This is a genomic window from Actinobaculum sp. oral taxon 183 str. F0552 (assembly GCF_000466165.1).
In the GTDB taxonomy this organism is placed as follows: Bacteria; Actinomycetota; Actinomycetes; order Actinomycetales; family Actinomycetaceae; genus Peptidiphaga.
This window is the reverse complement of the sequence record NZ_KE951428.1, coordinates 92,736-110,945: the sequence shown is the minus strand read 5'-3', so window position 1 is coordinate 110,945 and position 18,210 is coordinate 92,736. Positions and strand designations below refer to the sequence as shown.

The 18,210-nt window shown below is 67.1% G+C and carries 15 protein-coding genes; 6 read left to right on the top strand and 9 right to left on the bottom strand.

Features of this window, described 5'->3' with window-relative positions; translation table 11 throughout:
- Nucleotides 1-56 precede the first annotated feature (56 nt).
- The 7 genes from gndA to HMPREF0043_RS11090 form a co-directional block, all read right to left on the bottom strand.
- A complete protein-coding gene (gndA, locus tag HMPREF0043_RS05735; protein ID WP_021602000.1) occupies nt 57-1,514 on the bottom strand; it encodes an NADP-dependent phosphogluconate dehydrogenase in 1,458 nt (485 codons plus the stop codon).
- A 171-nt stretch (nt 1,515-1,685) separates the two neighbouring features.
- Complete coding sequence (gene pgm / locus HMPREF0043_RS05730; RefSeq protein WP_021601999.1) at nt 1,686-3,362, bottom strand: phosphoglucomutase (alpha-D-glucose-1,6-bisphosphate-dependent); 1,677 nt, start codon at nt 3,360-3,362, stop codon at nt 1,686-1,688.
- Nucleotides 3,363-3,419: 57 nt separating this feature from the next.
- Nucleotides 3,420-3,773, bottom strand: coding sequence for a fluoride efflux transporter FluC (locus HMPREF0043_RS05725; protein ID WP_021601998.1), 354 nt, complete (start codon nt 3,771-3,773; stop codon nt 3,420-3,422).
- Nucleotides 3,770-4,183, bottom strand: coding sequence for a fluoride efflux transporter FluC (locus HMPREF0043_RS05720; protein WP_021601997.1), 414 nt, complete (start codon nt 4,181-4,183; stop codon nt 3,770-3,772). The genes HMPREF0043_RS05725 and HMPREF0043_RS05720 overlap by 4 nt, the downstream gene beginning before the upstream one ends.
- Nucleotides 4,180-5,619 carry a DUF2079 domain-containing protein gene (locus tag HMPREF0043_RS05715; RefSeq protein WP_021601996.1) on the bottom strand — a complete coding sequence of 480 codons (1,440 nt, stop codon included), beginning with the start codon at nt 5,617-5,619 and terminating at the stop codon, nt 4,180-4,182. Before HMPREF0043_RS05715 ends, HMPREF0043_RS05720 begins: the two co-directional genes overlap by 4 nt.
- Before the next feature lie 360 nt (nt 5,620-5,979).
- Nucleotides 5,980-8,649, bottom strand: a complete 2,670-nt coding sequence (locus tag HMPREF0043_RS05710; RefSeq protein WP_021601995.1) for a lysylphosphatidylglycerol synthase transmembrane domain-containing protein — start codon at nt 8,647-8,649, stop codon at nt 5,980-5,982.
- 197 nt (nt 8,650-8,846) lie between these two features.
- Nucleotides 8,847-11,225, bottom strand: a complete 2,379-nt coding sequence (locus HMPREF0043_RS11090) for a DUF7926 domain-containing protein (RefSeq protein ID WP_156897534.1) — start codon at nt 11,223-11,225, stop codon at nt 8,847-8,849.
- 304 nt (nt 11,226-11,529) lie between these two features.
- Here HMPREF0043_RS11090 and gluQRS point away from each other — a divergent pair, with 304 nt between their 5' ends.
- Together gluQRS and HMPREF0043_RS11085 are read left to right on the top strand one after the other, a co-directional pair.
- Entirely contained in the window at nt 11,530-12,528 is a 999-nt protein-coding gene (gene gluQRS, locus HMPREF0043_RS05700) for a tRNA glutamyl-Q(34) synthetase GluQRS (RefSeq protein ID WP_232206047.1), read from the top strand.
- A gap of 35 nt (nt 12,529-12,563) precedes the next feature.
- Nucleotides 12,564-12,755, top strand: coding sequence for a hypothetical protein (locus HMPREF0043_RS11085; RefSeq protein WP_156897533.1), 192 nt, complete (start codon nt 12,564-12,566; stop codon nt 12,753-12,755).
- A 94-nt stretch (nt 12,756-12,849) separates the two neighbouring features.
- Here the strand turns inward: HMPREF0043_RS11085 and HMPREF0043_RS05695 are convergent, their stop codons facing one another.
- The gene (locus HMPREF0043_RS05695) at nt 12,850-13,032 is read right to left on the bottom strand and encodes an antitoxin (protein WP_021601990.1); all 183 of its coding nucleotides are present in this window, start codon (nt 13,030-13,032) and stop codon (nt 12,850-12,852) included.
- Between the two features lie 625 nt (nt 13,033-13,657).
- On the opposite strand from HMPREF0043_RS05695, the gene HMPREF0043_RS05690 reads away from it, so the two are divergent.
- The 4 genes from HMPREF0043_RS05690 to HMPREF0043_RS05675 all read left to right on the top strand — a co-directional run bounded on the left by HMPREF0043_RS05690 (nt 13,658) and on the right by HMPREF0043_RS05675 (nt 16,568).
- Nucleotides 13,658-13,981: a WXG100 family type VII secretion target gene (locus HMPREF0043_RS05690; RefSeq protein WP_021601989.1), complete on the top strand. Its 324-nt coding sequence runs from the start codon at nt 13,658-13,660 to the stop codon at nt 13,979-13,981.
- Between the two features lie 40 nt (nt 13,982-14,021).
- Entirely contained in the window at nt 14,022-14,303 is a 282-nt protein-coding gene (locus HMPREF0043_RS05685; protein ID WP_021601988.1) for a WXG100 family type VII secretion target, read from the top strand.
- A 117-nt stretch (nt 14,304-14,420) separates the two neighbouring features.
- Nucleotides 14,421-14,825 (top strand): hypothetical protein, encoded by a 405-nt coding sequence (locus HMPREF0043_RS05680; protein ID WP_021601987.1) that lies wholly within the window; start codon nt 14,421-14,423, stop codon nt 14,823-14,825.
- Nucleotides 14,826-14,843: 18 nt separating this feature from the next.
- Nucleotides 14,844-16,568, top strand: coding sequence for a hypothetical protein (locus HMPREF0043_RS05675; protein ID WP_021601986.1), 1,725 nt, complete (start codon nt 14,844-14,846; stop codon nt 16,566-16,568).
- Between the two features lie 318 nt (nt 16,569-16,886).
- Here HMPREF0043_RS05675 and HMPREF0043_RS10210 read toward each other — a convergent pair whose 3' ends face one another.
- Entirely contained in the window at nt 16,887-18,182 is a 1,296-nt protein-coding gene (locus HMPREF0043_RS10210; RefSeq protein WP_021601985.1) for a S8 family serine peptidase, read from the bottom strand.
- Between the last annotated feature and the right edge of the window lie 28 nt (nt 18,183-18,210).

Genomic DNA, 18,210 nt, shown 5'->3' with positions numbered 1-18,210 from the left:
TAAAAGTCCCTTCGGGGCGGCCGACCGCGCGGCCGGCCGCCCCGATCGGCGTGCCGTCAGTCCTCTCGGACTTCGCTGCGGTCGCCGCTCCACAGGGTGTGGAACGTCCCCTCGCGATCGACGCGTCTGTAGGTGTGGGCGCCGAAGTAGTCGCGCTGGCCCTGGATGAGGTTGGCCGGCAGGCGTTCGGCCCGCACGCCGTCGTAGTAGGCGAGCGAGGAGGCGAAGGCCGGGATCGGCACGCCCGTCAGCGCGGCGTAGCTGACGACGCGTCGCCACGAGGCCACCGCCTTGCCGATCTCGCCCGTGAAGTACGGGTCGGCCAGCAGCAGCGCGAGCTCGGGGTCGCGCTCGTAGGCCTCGGTGATCCGGTTGAGGAAGACGGCGCGGATGATGCAGCCGCCCCGCCAGATGCGGGCCATCGCACCCAGGTCCACGTTCCAGCCGTATTCGGCGGAGGCCTTGCGGATGAGTTCGAAGCCCTGGGAGTAGGCGACCATCTTCGAGGCGTACAGCGCCTGGCGGATGTCCTCGACGAACGCCTCGAGGTCGTCGACCGGCACGCTCTGGACGCCTGCGGGGAGCGCCTTCCGCCCGGCCTGTCGCTCGGGGACCCCGCCGGAGAGGGAACGGGCGAAGGTCGCCTCGGCGATGCCCGTGACCGGCACGCCGAACTCCGCTGCGTTCTGCACCGTCCATGCACCCGTGCCCTTCTGACCCGCGCGGTCGAGGACGACGTCGATGAACGGCTCGCCGGTGGCGAAGTCGTAGTGCTGAAGCACGTCGGCGGTGATCTCGATGAGGTAGGAGTCGAGCTCGGTCGCGTTCCACTTCTCGAAGACCTTGCCGATGTCCGGGGCGCTCATCCCCAGCGCCTTGCGCATGAGGTCGTAGGCCTCGGCGATGAGCTGCATATCGGCGTACTCGATGCCGTTGTGCACCATCTTCACGAAGTGGCCCGCCCCGTCGGGGCCGACGTGCGTGCAGCAGGGGACGCCGTCCACGTGCGCGGAGATCGTCTCGAACATGGGGCCGAGCCGGTCGTAGGACTCCGCCGTGCCGCCGGGCATGATCGAGGGCCCGTTGAGCGCGCCCTCCTCCCCGCCGGAGACGCCCGAGCCCACGAAGTGCAGCCCGCGGGCGCGGATGTCCGCCTCGCGGCGCCGAGTGTCGTGGTAGTTCGAATTGCCGCAGTCCACGATGATGTCCCCGGGGTCCATCAGGGAGGCGAGCTCCTCGATCACCGCGTCCGTCGGAGCGCCCGCCTTGACCATGATGATCGCCACGCGCGGGGTGGACAGGGCGTTGACGAAATCCGCCATCGACTCGGCCGGGTAGAACTCGCCTTCGCCGCCGTGCTCGGCCGCGACCTTCTCGGTCTTGCCGACGCTGCGATTGTGAATGGCCACTTTGAAGCCATTGCGTGCGAGATTGCGGGCCAGATTCGAGCCCATCACCGCCATGCCGGTGACGCCGATATCCGCGGCTCCCTTGGGAGGGGTGGGGATCGCCATTGTTTCTCCTTCGTTGGTCGATGCGGGGTTACAGCCGGTGCGGCGCCGAAGCCCGCCGTGGGGTGCGTTCGCCTGTGCGGCGGCGCGGCGAACGCACCCGGCATGATGCCCAACTCTACGCTCCGACCGGGGGATGGCGGTGACCGCCGGCCGGAGAGGGAGCGGAAGCCGTCAGGCGCCGATCGTCGCCGAGACGACCTTCTTGGCCTCCTCCTGCACCGATGCGAGGTGCTCGGCGCCCTTGAAGGACTCGGCGTAGATCTTGTAGACGTCCTCGGTTCCCGAGGGGCGCGCCGCGAACCAGGCGTTCTCGGTGACCACCTTGAGCCCGCCGATCGGCGCGCCGTTGCCGGGAGCGGCGACGAGCTTGGCCAGGATCGGCTCGCCCGCCAACTCGCGGGCCGTCACGTCCTCGGGGGCCAGGGCTCCCAGTTTGGCCTTCTGCTCCTTGCTCGCCGGGGCGTCGATGCGCGCATAGGCGCTGGCTCCGTGGCGGGCCACCTGCTCCTCGTGCAGCTGCGAGGGGGTTTTGCCCGTCACCGCGATGATCTCGGAGGCGAGCAGGTCCATGATCAGGCCGTCCTTGTCGGTGGTCCACACCGTCCCGTCCGTGCGCAGGAAGGAGGCGCCGGCGCTCTCCTCGCCGCCGAATCCGATCGTCCCCGACAGCAGGCCCGGAACGAACCACTTGAATCCGACGGGGACTTCGACGAGCTTCTTGCCCATGCCGTCGACGACTCGGTCGATGAGGGAGGAGGAGACGAGCGTCTTGCCGACACCCGCGCTGGGATTCCAGCCGGAGCGGTGGGAGAAGAGGTATTCGATCGCCACGGCGAGGTAGTGGTTGGGGTTCATGAGCCCCGCGTCCGGCGTGACGACGCCGTGGCGGTCGGAGTCGGCGTCGTTGCCGGTGGCGACGTCGAAGGGCGTCGCCCCGTCTGCGCCGGGCGTCATGCGGGCCCGCAGAGAGGCCATGGCGTAGGGGGAGGAGCAGTCCATGCGGATCTTGCCGTCCCAGTCGAGCGTCATGAAGGGCCACTGCGGGTCGACGACGGGGTTGACCACCGTGAGGTCGAGGTTGTAGCGCTCGCCGATGGCGCCCCAGTACTCCGCCGAGGCGCCGCCCATGGGATCGGCGCCGATGCGGACTCCGGCGGCTCTGATGGCATCGAAGTCGATCATGGTCGGCAGGGCCTCGACGTAGGCGGAGAGGAAGTCGTATCCGCGCACGGACTCCTTGGCGCGCTCGTAGGGAACGCGCTCGATCTTCTTCCACCCCTCCCGGAGCAGCTCGTTGGCGCGGGCCGCGATCACCTTCGTCGCGTCCGTGTCGGCGGGGCCGCCCGTCGGCGGGTTGTACTTGAAGCCGCCGTCACGCGGCGGATTGTGGGACGGGGTGATGACGATGCCGTCGGCCAGCCCCGATCCGGAGTTGCGCACGCCGGTGCCGCTCCCCGCCCCGTTGGCGACGAGGATCGCCAGGGAGACGGAAGGCGTCGGCGTCCACGAGCCCCGGGCGTCGACCCGGACGTCGACGCCGTTGGCGACGAGGACCTCGATCGCGGTCTCCTCGGCGGGCTTGGACAGGGCGTGCGTATCGCGGCCGATGAAGAGCGGGCCGTCGTATCCCTGGGCGCGGCGGTAGTCGACGATCGCCTGGGTCGTCGCCGCGATATGGGCTTCGTTGAAAGCGCCGTCGAAACTTGAGCCTCGATGGCCTGACGTTCCGAAGACGACGGTTTGAGCTAGATCGGAGGGATCTGGTTCGATATCGTAATAAGCGGAGAGCAGGGCGTCGACGTCGACGAGATCCTGCTCGCGAGCGGGGGTGCCTGCGAGTTCGTTCATGCGACGATTGTGTCACGAATCGCATTCACGCGGGTCGGATTGTGCGCTTTCGGACGCTCACAGGGCCGCGCCGAGGACGCGTCCGAGCTCCAAGGCAGCCAATCCGGTTCCGTACGTGCCGAGGAGATGGGCCGCGGTGTGCGCCGGGCGGCCGCGTTCGAGGTGGCGCACCGCGTCGGCCATCGCAGTGGAGAAGGTCGTGAATCCGCCGAAGAAACCGGTGGTCAGGATTCGGGCCGCCTGCGGGGGCATCCCCGGGCATGCCACGGCGACCCCCAGCAGAAGGCAGCCCACTGCGTTGGCGGCGAACGTCCCCCAGCCTCCGGGGGCGCGGCGCGAAACGAGGGAGTCGAGGCCGAAGCGGCACACCGCTCCCAGGCCTCCGACCAGGCAGACGGCTGCGAACGTCATCGCCGGTGATCCCCCTTCGCCAGGCTGCGCCCCGCCTGAAGGCCGCACACCGCCAGGCATCCCCCGCCGATCAGCGAGACCGCCGCGTAGAGGACCGCACCCGGGGCGGGCAGGCGGGTGGTTTCCAGGACGAAGGTGCCGTACGTCGTGAACGAGCCGAGGATCCCCGTTGCCAGGAACAGCCGGAGACGAGGGGAGCGATCGACTCTCCGGAGGAGGCCGAGGAGCAGCCCCAGGCACAGAGCTCCGAGGAGGTTGACCGTGAGGGTCGCCCACGGAAGAGTCCCCTCGGGGATGGTCGCAGCGGCCAGGGAACGCAGTCCGGTTCCCGCCATTCCGCCTGCGAACACGGCGAAGCCGTCGCCGGCCAGTCGGCGCCGTCGCCCCCGGGCGGTTATGCGGGCGGTCATTCGATCCGCACCGCCACCTGGTACCCCTCTTTGAGGTAGACGATCCGCCACCGGCCGCCGAAGCGCTCTTCGGCCCACTTGTCGGCCGCCTCCCCCGAGCTGCTCGCGGCGGAGGCCGGGTCCACGGCGACGACGTCGACGTCGGCTCCCTTGGCCGTCCCCTCCCAGAACACCCTGTTGTCGGGGACGAGGTACGCGAGCAGGCGCAGGCTGGCGACGACCCTGTGACCCGAGCCGGCGATCGCGACCGCCCCTTCGGCCGCTGTGCGCTGCCTGGCGGTGAGCGCGTGGGGTTGGCGGTCGAAGAACTGGTCGATGGTCGACGTCCACGCCACGGCGAGGTTCGAGCACAGGGACACGGCGACGGCGAGCGCTGCGGCTCCTCGGATTCTGCGTCGTCTGTGCGCCGAGTCGACGAGGGCGACGACTGCCATGGGCACGAGGATCGCCGAGTAATGCCAGTGCCATCCCCAGTAGAAGTCGACGTTTCCGAGGAACCGCCACGCGAGCGTCGGCACCATGATCCACATGTAGGGGCTGACCGCGCCGATCACTCCGGCCGCGAGGGCCAGCAGCCCGAGGGTCTGGAGCTTGACGGTCGGGAAGATGAGCCGGGTGAACGGCCCGGTGGCCATCGTATCGGTCTGCGACAGCCTGTCGGTGTACTCCCACGTCCCTCCGGGGTGGATAGCGGGCAGGATGACCGTGATGGCCAGGAGCGTCCACAGGATGCCCCAGGCGGCGAGCCCTGCTCCGATCCTGGCGGTGCGCGATCGCAGAGTGGCCATCAGGGAGGTGAGGCTGCGCACGTACAGGTCGAAGTCGCCCTCGCGGGTGGTGCGGCCCCACTCGATCCAGATGACGACCAGGCCGAACGCCGCGACGGTCAGCCCGAGGTCCTCCTTGACGAACACGAGGGCCGCCATCGAGACGATGGCGCTGCGCGAGCGGCCCTCGGATTCGATCCACGAGCACAGACTGTAGGAGATCAGGGGGACGGCGAAGGCGATTTCGTGGAACTGCGATTCGACTGCGCTCCACAGGCCCCAGCTCATGAGGTAGGAGACGCCGACCGCTGCGCCGAGGCGGTCTCCCAGGCGCGCGGAGGCGAGCCGCATGATGGGCACGGCGCTCGCGGCGAAGAGCAGATCTTGGACGACCAGGAGTGTCAGTCCCGAGGGGAAGAGCCAGTAGACGGGCCCCAGAAGCACGAGGAGGGGGTGGAAGTGGTCGCCCAGGAGGTTGAATCCCGGTCCTTTGATGTCGACGGTCGGGGCGTGCAGGCCTCCGTATTGTTTTGCCAGCTCGCTGAAGATGCCGAGGTCCCAGGACGGGACGGCGAAGTCGCGCCATTGGAAGGCGGAGTAGGCGATGTAGGCCCCGGCGGCGACCGCCGCGATGATCCAGTGGGCGAGGCTGCGGGGATCAGGTCGCAAGCCGCGGAGTCGACGGAGGAGACGACGACTCCGGCCGGGCTTCGGCGTCCTTTCGTCGTGTCCGGCTCCTTCGTCGGCCGAGGGCGTGTCCGTCCGCTCTCTCTCCCCGCCTCCCTCTGCGTTGGCTGAGGAGGCGTTTGGCGCCGTACCGGTTGCCGAGGCCTTCGCGGAGGGGGTGCCGGCGTCAGAGGCGCTCGTGGACGGGGGGCTGTCTTCTGGGCTGCTCACAGATGCAGTCTAGTCACAGGCGGCGGCGGTGTGGAGGGCTTCGGAATGATTCGCCGGGCGCCGGGTGCGGTCCGCCGTTCGCAGAGGCCGTCCCGGCGTTCCGGACTGCTGGAAGCCGGCGGCGCCCGTCTGTCAGATGATCTCGCGCTTGCTCAGGTACCGCAGCGCGAGCCATCCGAGCGGCACTCTCCCCCAGAAGGTGAAGAGCCGGTAGAGGATCGCCGTCGAGAAGGCGATCGAATAGGGCACGCCCGCCACGGACAGGCCTCCGGTCAGGGCCGTTTCGACCGGTCCGATTCCGCCGGGGGAGGGGATGATCGATCCCAGGGAGTTGGACAGCAGGTAGGTCAGCGCGAGGGTGACGATCGGCAGCGGGTAGCCGAAGGACGCCAGGCACCCGCCGAAGCAGGTCACGAAGGCGATGGTCTGCACGATCGATCCGGCGAAGCCGTAGAGGATCCGGCTCGGGTGGGTGGTGAGCCAGACGAGCCGGGGCCAGACCTGGTCGATGGTCGGGCGGGTCTTGCGGGCCACCCACTGCCTCAGGGGCGTGATGAGCATGAGGGCGCCGATGACCAGGATCGCCAGGACGACCCCGAACAGGACCGATCCGGACGGCAGCGTCAGCCGGCCCACCTCTCCCGTCGCCAGGCTCAGGACGATCAGGAAGATGATCGTCGTGGCGAATTGGGCGACCTGCACCAGGGTCACGGTCGCCAGTGCGATGGGCGTGGGGACTCTGCGCTTGTGCAGGAATCGGAGGTTCAGCGCGGCGGGGCCGATGCCGGCCGGCGCCACGAGGGTGACGACGGAGGCGGCGACCTGCACGATGGTCGATTCGCGCAGAGGCAGCTTTTCGGCCGTGTAGGCCTGCAGGGTCATGGCCGCTCCGAGGTAGGTGAAAAGGGCCGATCCGAAGGCGAAGAGCATCCACAGCGGGTTGGCCTGCGCAAGCGTTTCGCGCAGGTCGGTGAAGTTGACCGAGCCGAGGAGCAGATAGACGGCGATGAGTCCGATCGTGACCGTGACTACGGTTCGCGGGGAGAACCGGTAGAGCTGGGTCGGCGTGATCGTGCCGACTTCGGGAACCTGCTCGGTGAGCCTGTCGCGCAGGGATTCGAGCTCCTTGCGGTCGTGGAACTGGGCGCGGGTCTGCGCGGGGATGACGGCGCGTTGGAGGATCGGGGCCAGGGAGATGACCTGGTCGGCCGACAGACAGCGGTTGGCGGAAGCCACCGCCCTGTCGATGCCCACCATCCCCGCCATCATCGCCATCGTCTGGGCCATGTCGATGCGCCGCTCCATCTCCGAGGCGGCGATGCTTCCGTTCTCCCAGTGGAGCAGTTCGACGTGCCCGTCCCGCAGAGCCGTCACGCCGGCTTGCACGTCGCCGTGGGACAGTCCGCGCTGGTGGGCGTGACGGAGGATGTCCCAGATCTCGTCGAGCGCGCTGTCGGGTATCCCGTCGGCGTCCAAGCGGTCGAGGGCGGTGCCGCCGCACACCCGCATGAGGATGACGGCGGAGTTGTCGGTGGCGGCCACGTGGAGCCCGCGGTCGGGAACGAGCCGCGCGGAGACGGCTGCCAGCTCCATCAGCGCGAAGCGGTCTTTGGCTGCTTCTATGGTGGCTTCGGTGTGTCGTGCTGTCGTCGTCAGGACGATCCTGCTCCACATGGTCGCCAGCAGGCCGACGATCTGGCGGTCGGCGTCGAGCATCGAGGCGTGGTAGGCGACGTCGTCGGCGTCGATGACCACGTAGTTGCGGGCGGCTTCCTCGCCTATGGGGGGATGGTAGCTCTCCAGGACGGTGTCGCGGACCTCGTTCGCGTCGACGTCGAGGGCGCGGATGAGACCCGGCGAGGGAAGCGGCAGCGTCGTCGTGTAGGGCAGGTCGTCGTGGGCGGTCCGCCCGGTCTCGGCGTTCTCGGCTGATTCCCCCGCCTGCTTGAGGATCGCGCGGATCTGTTCGACGCCGTATCGGTCGACGTGCCCCAGGTCGGTGCGCGCCGATGCGACCCAGGCTTGGAGCGTCGCTTCTTCGGGGAGCTCGTCGATCCGGACGATGAGCTTGGCGTCGATGCCGGCGCGGCGGACGAGGTGGACCAGGTCGACCCCCGCGGCGTGATTCGGCAGGTCGCCGAGGATGTATCGGGCCAGCATGCCGCATGTCGTGCCGAGGAAGGCCGTGATGAGCGCGCCCGGCAGCGTCTGGTTGCCTTGCAGAACCGACAGGACGAGGACGATGGACAGGAGGGGCCAGCCCCAGCGGGCGGTTTTCGTCTTCTTCCCCGACGACGCCACGGTGAGGATCGCGGATATCACCGCCACGTAGGGGAGCAGCCAGATGTAGGATTGCTCGGTCAGCGAGTCCGACAGCTGGCCGGTCAGGGGGGAGAGGGGGAAGTACTTCGTGAAGAACCACAGGAGGCCGAAGGCGATGCCGACGGCGCTGACCGTGGCCCCGGCGGCGGTTATCAGCGCGCGCCATCGTCGATGCCAGGCGATGTCGACGATCACGGTCAGCGGCAGGAAGAAGCTGATCAGCCCTTCCAGAACGTTGACCGGTATGAAGAGGATGGTCTCGAGGATCTCGTTGGTAGCGGTTCGGACGTCCCGGGTGACCGCCAGCGTGGTCGAGGAGGCGTAGATCGCCAAAAGCATGACGCCGCCGATGGCCAATGCCGTGATGCTCGCCGAGAAGAGGTCGCGCGGATGGCGGATCCAGCGGGCCTCCTCGTCGATGAGAAGAGCGGATCGGCGGGGTTTCGCCTCGCCGACCGCAGGCCGTCCGGTGGTGTTCACCCCAGAAGTCTAACGTCCCAGTGTTGGAGGGCGTCTACGGGCCGCTGAGCCGCGCGGACGGTGACGTTCGCGCCTTGGCGCCCAGCCAGCCGCATCTGCCGGACAGGACTGGTTCACTCGACGTCGTCCCCGCGCTTAAGCCCAAGGCGCACGGTAATTCGTCCCTGCAGCCGCGACGTTCGCCCATGGGAGGCCGCCTAGGCCAGATACCGGCGCAGTACCAGGGCGGCGCCGATCAGTCCCATCCCGAAGGCGCAGATGACTCCACCGCCCATGTCCATACCGGTGTCGATGATCGGAATGCCGGATGAGCGCTGCCTGACGGACGGAAGGGGGCTGATCGCGTTGTTTCGGGCGACGGGCGTGCGGTACTTGCTCGTCGTGGAGACGATTTGCCCCGGTCCGTCGACCCTCTTGAGGAACTCGGACTCCGTGTCCAGCCCGAGGATCGACATCAGCTCCAACTCGCTTTCGGCCTTGCTCGGCGCGCTCGACGAGGCCGTCGGCGTAGCCGGGTCGGAAGGGCTCGGTTCGGGCAGAGACGAATTCGATGGCTCTGGTTCGCGCTGCCTGGTCGTGGTCGACGGCTTGGGGGTGGGCGACGGCTCGGTGCTCGGTGTGGGTTTGCCGGTCGATGTGGGCTTGCCGGTGGCCGTCGGTTCACCGGTGGGCGACGGCTCGGTGCTCGGTGTGGGTTTACCGGTAGCCGTCGGCTCGCCGGTGGGCGATGGGGAGGGGTCGGCTGTGGGACTCGGCGAGGGCTTCGGCGTGGGCGTCATGGTGGGTGCCGGCGTCGAGGGCGTGGGTGTGGGGGGTGCCGTCGGCGATGCGCTCGGCTTCGGCGCCTGCGAAGTCGTAGGACTGGACGTTGGGGTCGGCGTGGGGCTGGACGTTGGGGTCGGCGTGGGCGTCATGGTGGGTGCCGTCGGCGATGCGCTCGGCGTTGGAGGGGTCGAGGGGCTCGGCTCCGGCGTCCGCGAAGTCGTAGGACCGGACGTAGGAGTCGGCGAAGCCGGCGAGCTCGGCGAGGCCGTGGGGGCCACCGTCGACGGCGACGACTCGGGCGCCGAGCGCTTGGCGACGGTGTTCACCACAGTGACCTTCGCCCGCGCCTTCGCGATGGTCAGTGTGGCGATCTCCCTGTCCTCCAGTTTGAAAACGGGCTTCTGCCAGGAGACGCCCTGGGCGGCTCCGGAGACGTGGGAGAGGTCTTCGCGCAGGGTCACACGGGTTCCGGCTGGGAATCTCTCGGCGACGGCGGTGGTCTGCCCGGTCTTGGCCATCAGCGTGACGGAGCCGCCCGTGCCGGACCCGTTGACGGCTCCGGGAGCTTTCCAACCTTTGTAGGAAGTGACTTTCATTCCCTCCGGTAGAGTATAATCCGCGGTGACGGGGAAAGTTGCATTGGACGAGAAGTCCGGAGTGTGGGTGCCGCTGACGCTCATATGAATGTCGAAGCTTCCGAAAGCGGCGTTCAGATCCACCTTGCTCGAGAAAGGATCGGTGTAGTAGCGAGAAAAAGTCGATGCGAGCGGAGTTCCGTCGAGCTTGACCGTGCTCGAGTAGGCGAATCCGGGGGTGGCTTTGCCGTTCGCGAGGTCGGTGGCGTATCCGATCGCGTAATTCGTGTCAGGCGCCCATGGGCCGCTGGCTTTGATGACCGCTTGTGCGCCGCGGGTTTCGACGCTCATGTCGAAGTTCCCGTGACTCGTCGAGTAGTCGTATCCGCTCGAGTCAGTGAGCGGTTCCCGCCGGGCGGCCTTGTCGCCTCGACCGGACGTCCGGAAGAGAACCCATCGGCCTCTGCCGTTGCTTTGGAAGGCCTGGCCGGGGCCCAGCTGGTCGGTGAAGGAGATCGCCGTGGACTTGCCGTTGAGCGGGAGATCCCGGCCGCTGGCCTTGAGTTTCTCGGAGACGTGGTTGGAGCCGAAGTTGATCGACCACAGGAGGATTTTGCTCTCGGCTCCCAGAGCTCCCGCCACTTTGCCGAAGCTCACCGGCTGGTATGCGGCAGCCGGACGAGGGCCGATCCCTCCGCCCGGAATCGACACGGAGACGGGCTTCCCGTTGATGAGGAACCGGGCGGACTTGGCGGCGGTCTGCGACGTCGCCTTGAGCAGAACGCTGATCGTTCCCTTCATGTCGACGAAGCCTTGAGCGCGGAGGGCGTTCAGGCCTTTGGCGAAGGTGCAGGCAAGACTGCGCTTGGCGATGGCGCACGTCCCGATGGGGACGGTCGACCCCATCCGCTGGGCGGTGAGGGCAGCGGCTCGTCCGTAGTCGAGGTTGCCGAAGAACTCCGGAAGGCCGACCGTTATCGATTCCCCTTCGGATACGGCGGCGTCTCCGGCGCTCCAGGTGAAGCTGAAGGAGGCGATATCGTCGTTTCGCAGAGGAGAGGCGATTGGATTCCCGTTTGCATCCGATCTGGTGAGCTTGATATCAGTGACTGAGATAGCAGCATGTGCGTGAGCGCTTGCCGGTGTGAGCGGGGCGGCAAATGCTGCGAAAATAGCGACAATAGTACTCGCTATTGTAGTTTTTATGCCCATCAGTGTGCGTGATGAATGGGCCATAGGTGACTCCTTCTGTCATGATCGCACACGACCAGCGTTGATAGAGGCGTGCGACAGTGACAAAATACCATGCTCCTTTAAGGTATCAAACATCGTTCCCTGGGCACGTCCACCCGTGGGGGGATGTAGCGGATCGTTTCCCCGATTGGCTAGGTATCTTGGCACAGTTGTCGGCCCGGCACAACTTCTCGGTGACTGGAGACGAGTTCTCCCGGATCCGTCTCAGCGGACGGGGGCGGAGCGCCGGACGGCGCGCGGCGATGGCGGGCTTCACGCAACGCCGCCGGAGGCTATGCTCGCAGCTGTGGACAGGACGCATCTCGGCAGCCGTGCGGAGGCCGCGCGCTCGCCGAGGATGGGTACGGGGCGCTTCGCGCCGTCCCCGACGGGCGAGCTCCACCTGGGCAATCTGCGCACCGCGCTCTTGGCCTGGGCTCTGGCACGGCGTGCCGGGTTGCGTTTCGTCATCCGCATGGAGGACCTCGACGATAGATGCCGGCCGGAGTTCGCCGCGAGACAGCTGGCGACCCTCCGCTCTCTCGGCGTCGACTGGGACGGCCCGGTCGTCTACCAGTCCGAGCGCCTGGGGCTCTACGAAGCCGTCTTCCAGGAGCTGAACCGACGAGGCCTGGTCTACGAGTGCTATTGCACGCGTCGCGACCTCGCGGGAGTGGTCTCCGCCCCGCATTCTCCGCCCGGCGCCTACCCCGGCACATGCCGCGAACTCAGCGAGGCGCAGCGCCGAGCCGGGCGAGCCCGCATGGCCGGGTTGCGCCGAGGCCCCGCCTATCGGCTGCGCACTGACAACGGCCGGATCGACGTCGTCGACGAGGTGCAGGGAGCCTACCGCGGCACGGTCGACGATTTCGTGATCCGCCGGGGCGACGGGGCCTTCAGCTACAACTTCGTCGCGGTGTACGACGACGGGCTCCAGGGGGTCTCGCAGGTCGTTCGCGGAGAGGACCTGCTCGCCTCGACGCCCCGGCACGTCTACCTCCAACGCGAATTCGGGTTCGCCACGCCGGCCTACGCACACGTCCCCATGCTCCTCAACGGTCAGGGAATCCGCCTGGCCAAGCGCGACGGGGCGGTGACCATGGCGGACCTCGCCGCGTTCGGCTGGAAGCCCGCGGACGTCATCGGGCTCCTGGGCCTCAGCCTGGGAATGGAGGGCGTTCGCAGCGCCGACGAATTCATGGAGCGGCTCACGCTCGGGCGTCTGCGCCGCGAATCGAGTCCCGTATACCCGGCGATCCTGGAAAAAGGCTCTGAATTCGCACGCGAAGGCCTCGGCGCACTGTAAAATCGCTCCATGGGCATTTTGACGAAGGGGCGCCGGTGAGCGTCAGACCGATAGGCGAGGGAGGCCGCCAGGCGTCAGGCGGATACGACTTCTGCGGATACATCCCCGGGGAGGAATACCTCGACCGCGGCCGGTCCCGCCGACGAATGAGCAGAATGACGGCCATCGCGCTGACTCTGGCGGGAGTCGCCGCCACGGGCATCGCCGCACTGGCGTTTATGTGGTGACTCCCAGCCGGCGGCGGCGAGCTCTGCCGGCCGAGGCGGGACTCCGAACGGGGGCGGAGCTTGCGCGGGCTCGACCCGACAGGCGGGTCGAGGATCAGGAATTGCTCTCGTTGCCGATCTTGTCGTCGATCGTGTTGCGGACTTTCGCGATGGTGTCCGCTTTATCGGCGCCCAACTTCTCAGTTGCCAGATCTTCGGCCTTGTCGAGGACAGCGTCGGACTTCTCCTCGACTTCTTCGCTGTGGATGAAGTCTTTGGCCTTGTCGAAAACACCCATGGCTACCTCCTGTGATGCCGTACGCTTGTGGAAGGCGAACCGGTTGGTTCGCTGCTCGAAATATACCGTACGCGCACGCTGTGTGGAAACGCCGATCGCGCCGGCCCGCCTGCGGGAGGTACCCGAGAGGCCGGCGGAATGCGCCCGTGGGCGAGCCGGGTAGGCGGTCCACCGGATCGGGCATTCCGCCGCTCCTACGATGCGCCTGCGGGCGAGCCAGGCGTCTCCAGACTTCCAACGGATCCCCAACTGGTCGTTCTCCCTGTGACGTGACTGCGGAACAAGGGCGGTGACGGCGGGGCGGACACGCCGTCTCGGGATCGCCGCGTCGGCCTCGAGGCTATACTGTCGAGGTCGGCGGACCGCGGTCGGTTCCGAACGTTCGGGGGAACCCCGAGGGGTGCCCGCGCCGGTGATCCGACGGGAAGGCAACCCGATGGGGAGTTGTCACCTGGTGCTCGATCCTGTTTTCGGGTCGTGACGCGGTTTTCGGAATGTTTCCTAGTAATGCATGGGGAGCATTACACGGATTGGGGTCTGGTCAGGTGGCTACTGGCCGTTCTACAATGAAGTCTGGATCCGCAAAGGATTTCGAACCTCTCAACCAAACAAATGGAGAAAGAGTATGGCTGACAACACAAACCAAGTCCGGACCGGAGAAGACACCTTCCAGCTGGGTGTCCAGTACGTGGACACCGCGCAGGAGTCTCTGCTCGGTACGGTCGGCGAAGTCCGTGGAACGACCGAATCGATTCAGGGATCGTGGCAGGGTCAGGGAGCCGATGCTTTCAGGACTGCCGCCAACAACTGGGATCGGGAAGCGACTGATGTTTTCAATGCGCTTCAGAGTCTCCGTGATGCGCTTAAGGGCACGCAGGCGACCTTCGATCAGACCGAAGCGGATGTCCAGGCGGAGATCCAGAGGCTTTTGGCTGCGCAGCAGAACTGAGACGCTTTAAATCTAGAGTACTAGAAAAGGAACTGAAAACATGTCACTTCTCGCCAATTTCGGAGGCATCGAGGGCATCTCCTCCGAGCTGAACACCAAGCAGCAGAAGATCGAAGAGACTCTTTCCCAGCTCGAGACGCAGCTCAAAGGTCTCTACCAGGGGTGGGATGGTGCTGCCCAGCAGGCTTACGACACATCGCAGACCGAATGGCATCAGAGCGCCGGTGAGATGCGTAAGCAGCTCGACATCATGAGCCGGCTCGCTCAAACGTCCGGACAGGCTTATCAGTCCGCCGATCAGTCCGCTGCCAACCGTACGTAATCCCTGAACGGCGTAGGTATAGGCGCTGAAAAGCCGCTTTGGCCGTGTGCGGCGGAGTACGACTCCGCCGCACACCCACCTCGAACGGATTACTCACCTGAGATCGGAGGCTCCGCAATGTTGAAGTTAACCAGGGAACAATTTGACGCGACTGTGAACAAGCTTAAGTCGATAACGGACGATTACGATACGGCCTGCACGGATTTCGGGAATGTCCACAGCGGAGACTGGAGCGCGGCTGAACAGCTCAATCAGTTCGCGGCACCGCTCACTAAAGCCACAGATGAAGTGAATACATCACTTACCACCATGTCGCAAAACCTTCAAAAGGTTATTAAAAACCTTAAAGATTCCGTGGACAGTATAGAGGGCATGGATGAAGAGCTCAAGGCTCGCGTCAATGCCAAGCTGAACGCCATGGAGAAGAGCAGCGAGTACACGGATCAGGAGAAGAACGGAGATTGGGCGCCGCCTTCGGTTCAGCCGGAAAAGCACCAGCGCCCGACTCCCCTTCAGCAGTGAAAAGGAAGGTTGACTGCCATGGGTAGGGAAAGCATCGAACAACTGAATAAGGTGAAGTTCTTCTCTGCTGGAAGCGCGGAGGACCGTGCAGCGGACCTGGAGACGATCGCGGGAAACCTGGAGACCATCTCCAACAGGATCAAGAATCTCATCGGCGATCTCGGCCTCGAAGGGGAGACGGGCACGGCTGCCGACGAAGCCCTCGGCAACGCTTCGACGGCTGCGGTGCATGGGTCCGAATTCGTCAAAGTCATCGCCGAGGCCCGGCGGCTTGCGGCCACGGCGGGACGCAATGCCGTTCAGGTCCAGGAGGAAGTCGAGAAGAGCGTCGGCGATGCCGATTCCACCTTCAGCAATGCCACGCCTGCGACTGAGAAGGGAGGCGACACCCTCAGCGCTTCCTCGGTCTCCGCCTACGACAAAGCCGTGAAGGCTCACGACGCCGCGGTGGAGGCGGCCAATACGAAGGCCCAGACAGCGCTGACGACGCTGGACACCGAAACCCAGTCCGCGATCGCGAAGCTCAATACGCTGTGGCCGGACGAATCGGGTTCCGGCGGCTCGGGATCGGGCGGTTTCGGAGGCGGCTCGTCCTCTACCGGTGGTTCACAGACGTCTGGAGGCGGCCAGAGTGCGGGCGACGCCAACCGAGGGGTCTCTCCGACGCACTCTGCTGCGCAGTGGCAGTCGACTGCGGCTCTCCGCCCGTCGGTGGGGCTGCCGGGCAATTCCGCTGAGGGAGTGCACCTTGAGTCGGTAAAGCACCCCTATGAATCGTCCGCGAACGGCACGTTGGCGAGCGCCCACGCGGTGCGGTCGGGGCTCGCTTCCCCGGCCCTGTCGACCAATGCCACCGTGGCCGGCCTGGCCGGTCTCGGCGGGGCTACCGCTGCGGGGGCTGCAGGCGTCAAGGCCTATCGTGCGGCGAAGAAGACGCGCACAGCCACTGCGGCTCCCATCCGCGGCGGCGGTGCGGCCAGCGGCAAAGCCCAGACGAGGGTGGCCACGCCCGCGCGTCTGTCCGGCGGCGCATCCGGTGCGGCCCGCCCGGTTGCCTCTGCGGCTACCGCCGCGCGGAGTGCCGCTGCCGCGCGCACGGTGACGACGAGCGCGAGAAGCGTGACCAATGCGCCTCGTGCCGCCACTCCGGCGACGGCGCGTTCATTGACTCGCGGCGGAGCCACGACCGCGGCCCGAAGCCTGACGTCTCGGAGCGTCGCTGCCCCGGCCGGCAGCCGCGCGGGAATGGCGAGCGGATCCGGTACCGCGCGTTCGGCCACGGCGGCGCGCACAGCCAGTTCTCTCCGCGCCGGCGCCCCCGCGGCGAACGGGAGGACGGCGACGTCCGCGAAGGCCGCCGCTTCGTCGAAGTCCGGTGCTGCGAAGTCCGCGACTTCGACTCGGACGGCGAAGGGAACGGCGGGCGCCAAGCAGGCCGCCTCCGCGAAGACGGCCTCGGCGAAGAGCCGCGTGGTGAAGGTCGCCAGCATTCGAGGCAGCGGCGCCGAGCCCGCTTCGGCTTCATCGTCCAAGACGTCGACGCGTGGGGTCGCCAAGGCGGGCGGGAACGGGACCGTCCGGGGTGCCAGCCCCGCATCGCGCCCCGCTCGCAGCGGATTCGCGGCCCTGGGCGGAAAGTCCAAGAAGAAGGACGAGGAGCGCGAGGCTCCCAAGCGCGACTACCGCGTTGAGGAGATCAGGCCCGATGACAAAGTGACGTTCATCGAGGCGGGGCATCGCTGAGAGGCCGTCCCGTCCGATATTGCAACAGCCACCCGCTGGGGAGTGGGGCCCGGAGATCCCGGGCCCCACTCTTTTTATGCTTGTATCCCGCCTGCGTGGCCGCCTCGCCAAACCGCTTCGCTGAGGGGCGCGCCTGACTAAACGCGCCGCCTGGCGGGGGCCGTCGTGGGACGTGCCCCAACCGTCTCGGCATCAACCGGCGCTGGCATCCTCAGCATCGACGTGGCGGCCTTGGATGACTCCAGCTGCCTTAACCCGGCGGCCCGACGCCACGCGACTCGACGCCACGCGATCCGGGCATCAACGGCTTGCATCAGATCAAGGAACCGGGCCGGTCTCAGCGTCGGACTCGTTCTCTTTGTTCCTGGCGGCGCGTGTGCGTCCAGCCGTGAAGATCAAGAGGACGACGATGACGCCTGCGGCCACCGAGAGCCAGATCGCCCCCGATCGGCGTCCGGTCTTCTGGAAATCGTGCGGGGCGGGGGGAACGTCCGATCCGGCGGTGGGCTTTTGCGTAGCCCTCTTGTGAGCGGGGGAGTCGGGGCCCGGAAGCTGACCGTCGTCGACGAGCGTCATGGCGCGGTAGGGATCGACGATCCCCCACCCGTACACGTCGTCCCGGGTGGAGGGGCTGGCCCGACGCGCCGACGACAGCAGCCGGAAAGACGTCATCGCGGCCGACTCGGACCTGCTGTTGTACGAGCGGACGAGGGCCGCCGCGCCGGCCACGTAGGCTGTCGCGTAGCTCGTCGCGGGCGCCTGCGTGGAGGCCAGGCACACTCCCGTGGTGCCGTTCGCGACCACGACGTTCATGCCGGGAGCGGCGAGGTCCACAGCCGGCGAGTGGAGGACGGCGCCCTCGGGGACTGCGCCGGTGGGGTCGATCGCGGTCACGCCGATCACCCCGGGGTAGGCAGCCGGATAGCGCAGATTCGCCTTGGGATCCGGGCTCGCAGGGGTAGTCTGCGTTCCGCGCTGTTTCTCGACGTTGCCCGCGGCGGCGACCACGACCTTGTTCTTCGCGACGGCGTTGGCGACGGCCGCTTCGACCCGGGGGTCCGAGGTCGGAATGGACCCCGAAATCGTGATGATGTCGACCGAAGGGTTGTTCGCGGCCCAGTCGATTCCGTTCGCCAGGCTCTGGATCGAGGCGGCCGGATAGGTGTCGGCCTCGGCGTTGGCCTGATCTCTGGGAAGGGCGTCGACGACCTTGACGGGAATGATGTTCGCCCGCGGGGCGACGCCTCGGATGGCCCCCGCAGCGTTCGCCTGCCCGGCGATGATCGAGGCAACCGCAGTTCCGTGCCCTTCGTTGTCGGCCCGCGCGTTTCCGCCGCCCGTCGCGTCATAGCCGGCTTCGATCGTCGCCCCGTTGAACGCCGGAGAGGCTGCGACCCCCGAATCGACGACCGCGATCGACACCTTGCCGCCCTGGGAGAGCTTGTGGGCCGGCTCCAGGTCGATGATGCTCGAGGCGAGGACGGACTTCTCCTTGGCGGACGGAGAGTAGATCTGCGTGGATCCCTGCTGGCAGGTCTGCTGGTCGAACCAGGTGCGGAGCCCCGAACCCCCCTGGCCGCCGGACTTCGGCGCGCCGCCGATGCCCGAGGTCACCGAGGAAGCCGGACCGGCACTCCGCGAG

Coding starts and splice junctions, on each gene's coding strand:
- gndA (WP_021602000.1), bottom strand. CDS start 1,514: ATGGCGATCCCCACCCCTCCCAAGGGAGCCGCGGATATCGGCGTCACC.
- pgm (WP_021601999.1), bottom strand. CDS start 3,362: ATGAACGAACTCGCAGGCACCCCCGCTCGCGAGCAGGATCTCGTCGAC.
- HMPREF0043_RS05725 (WP_021601998.1), bottom strand. CDS start 3,773: ATGACGTTCGCAGCCGTCTGCCTGGTCGGAGGCCTGGGAGCGGTGTGC.
- HMPREF0043_RS05720 (WP_021601997.1), bottom strand. CDS start 4,183: ATGACCGCCCGCATAACCGCCCGGGGGCGACGGCGCCGACTGGCCGGC.
- HMPREF0043_RS11090 (WP_156897534.1), bottom strand. CDS start 11,225: ATGGCCCATTCATCACGCACACTGATGGGCATAAAAACTACAATAGCG.
- HMPREF0043_RS05695 (WP_021601990.1), bottom strand. CDS start 13,032: ATGGGTGTTTTCGACAAGGCCAAAGACTTCATCCACAGCGAAGAAGTC.
- HMPREF0043_RS05690 (WP_021601989.1), top strand. CDS start 13,658: ATGGCTGACAACACAAACCAAGTCCGGACCGGAGAAGACACCTTCCAG.
- HMPREF0043_RS05685 (WP_021601988.1), top strand. CDS start 14,022: ATGTCACTTCTCGCCAATTTCGGAGGCATCGAGGGCATCTCCTCCGAG.
- HMPREF0043_RS05680 (WP_021601987.1), top strand. CDS start 14,421: ATGTTGAAGTTAACCAGGGAACAATTTGACGCGACTGTGAACAAGCTT.
- HMPREF0043_RS05675 (WP_021601986.1), top strand. CDS start 14,844: ATGGGTAGGGAAAGCATCGAACAACTGAATAAGGTGAAGTTCTTCTCT.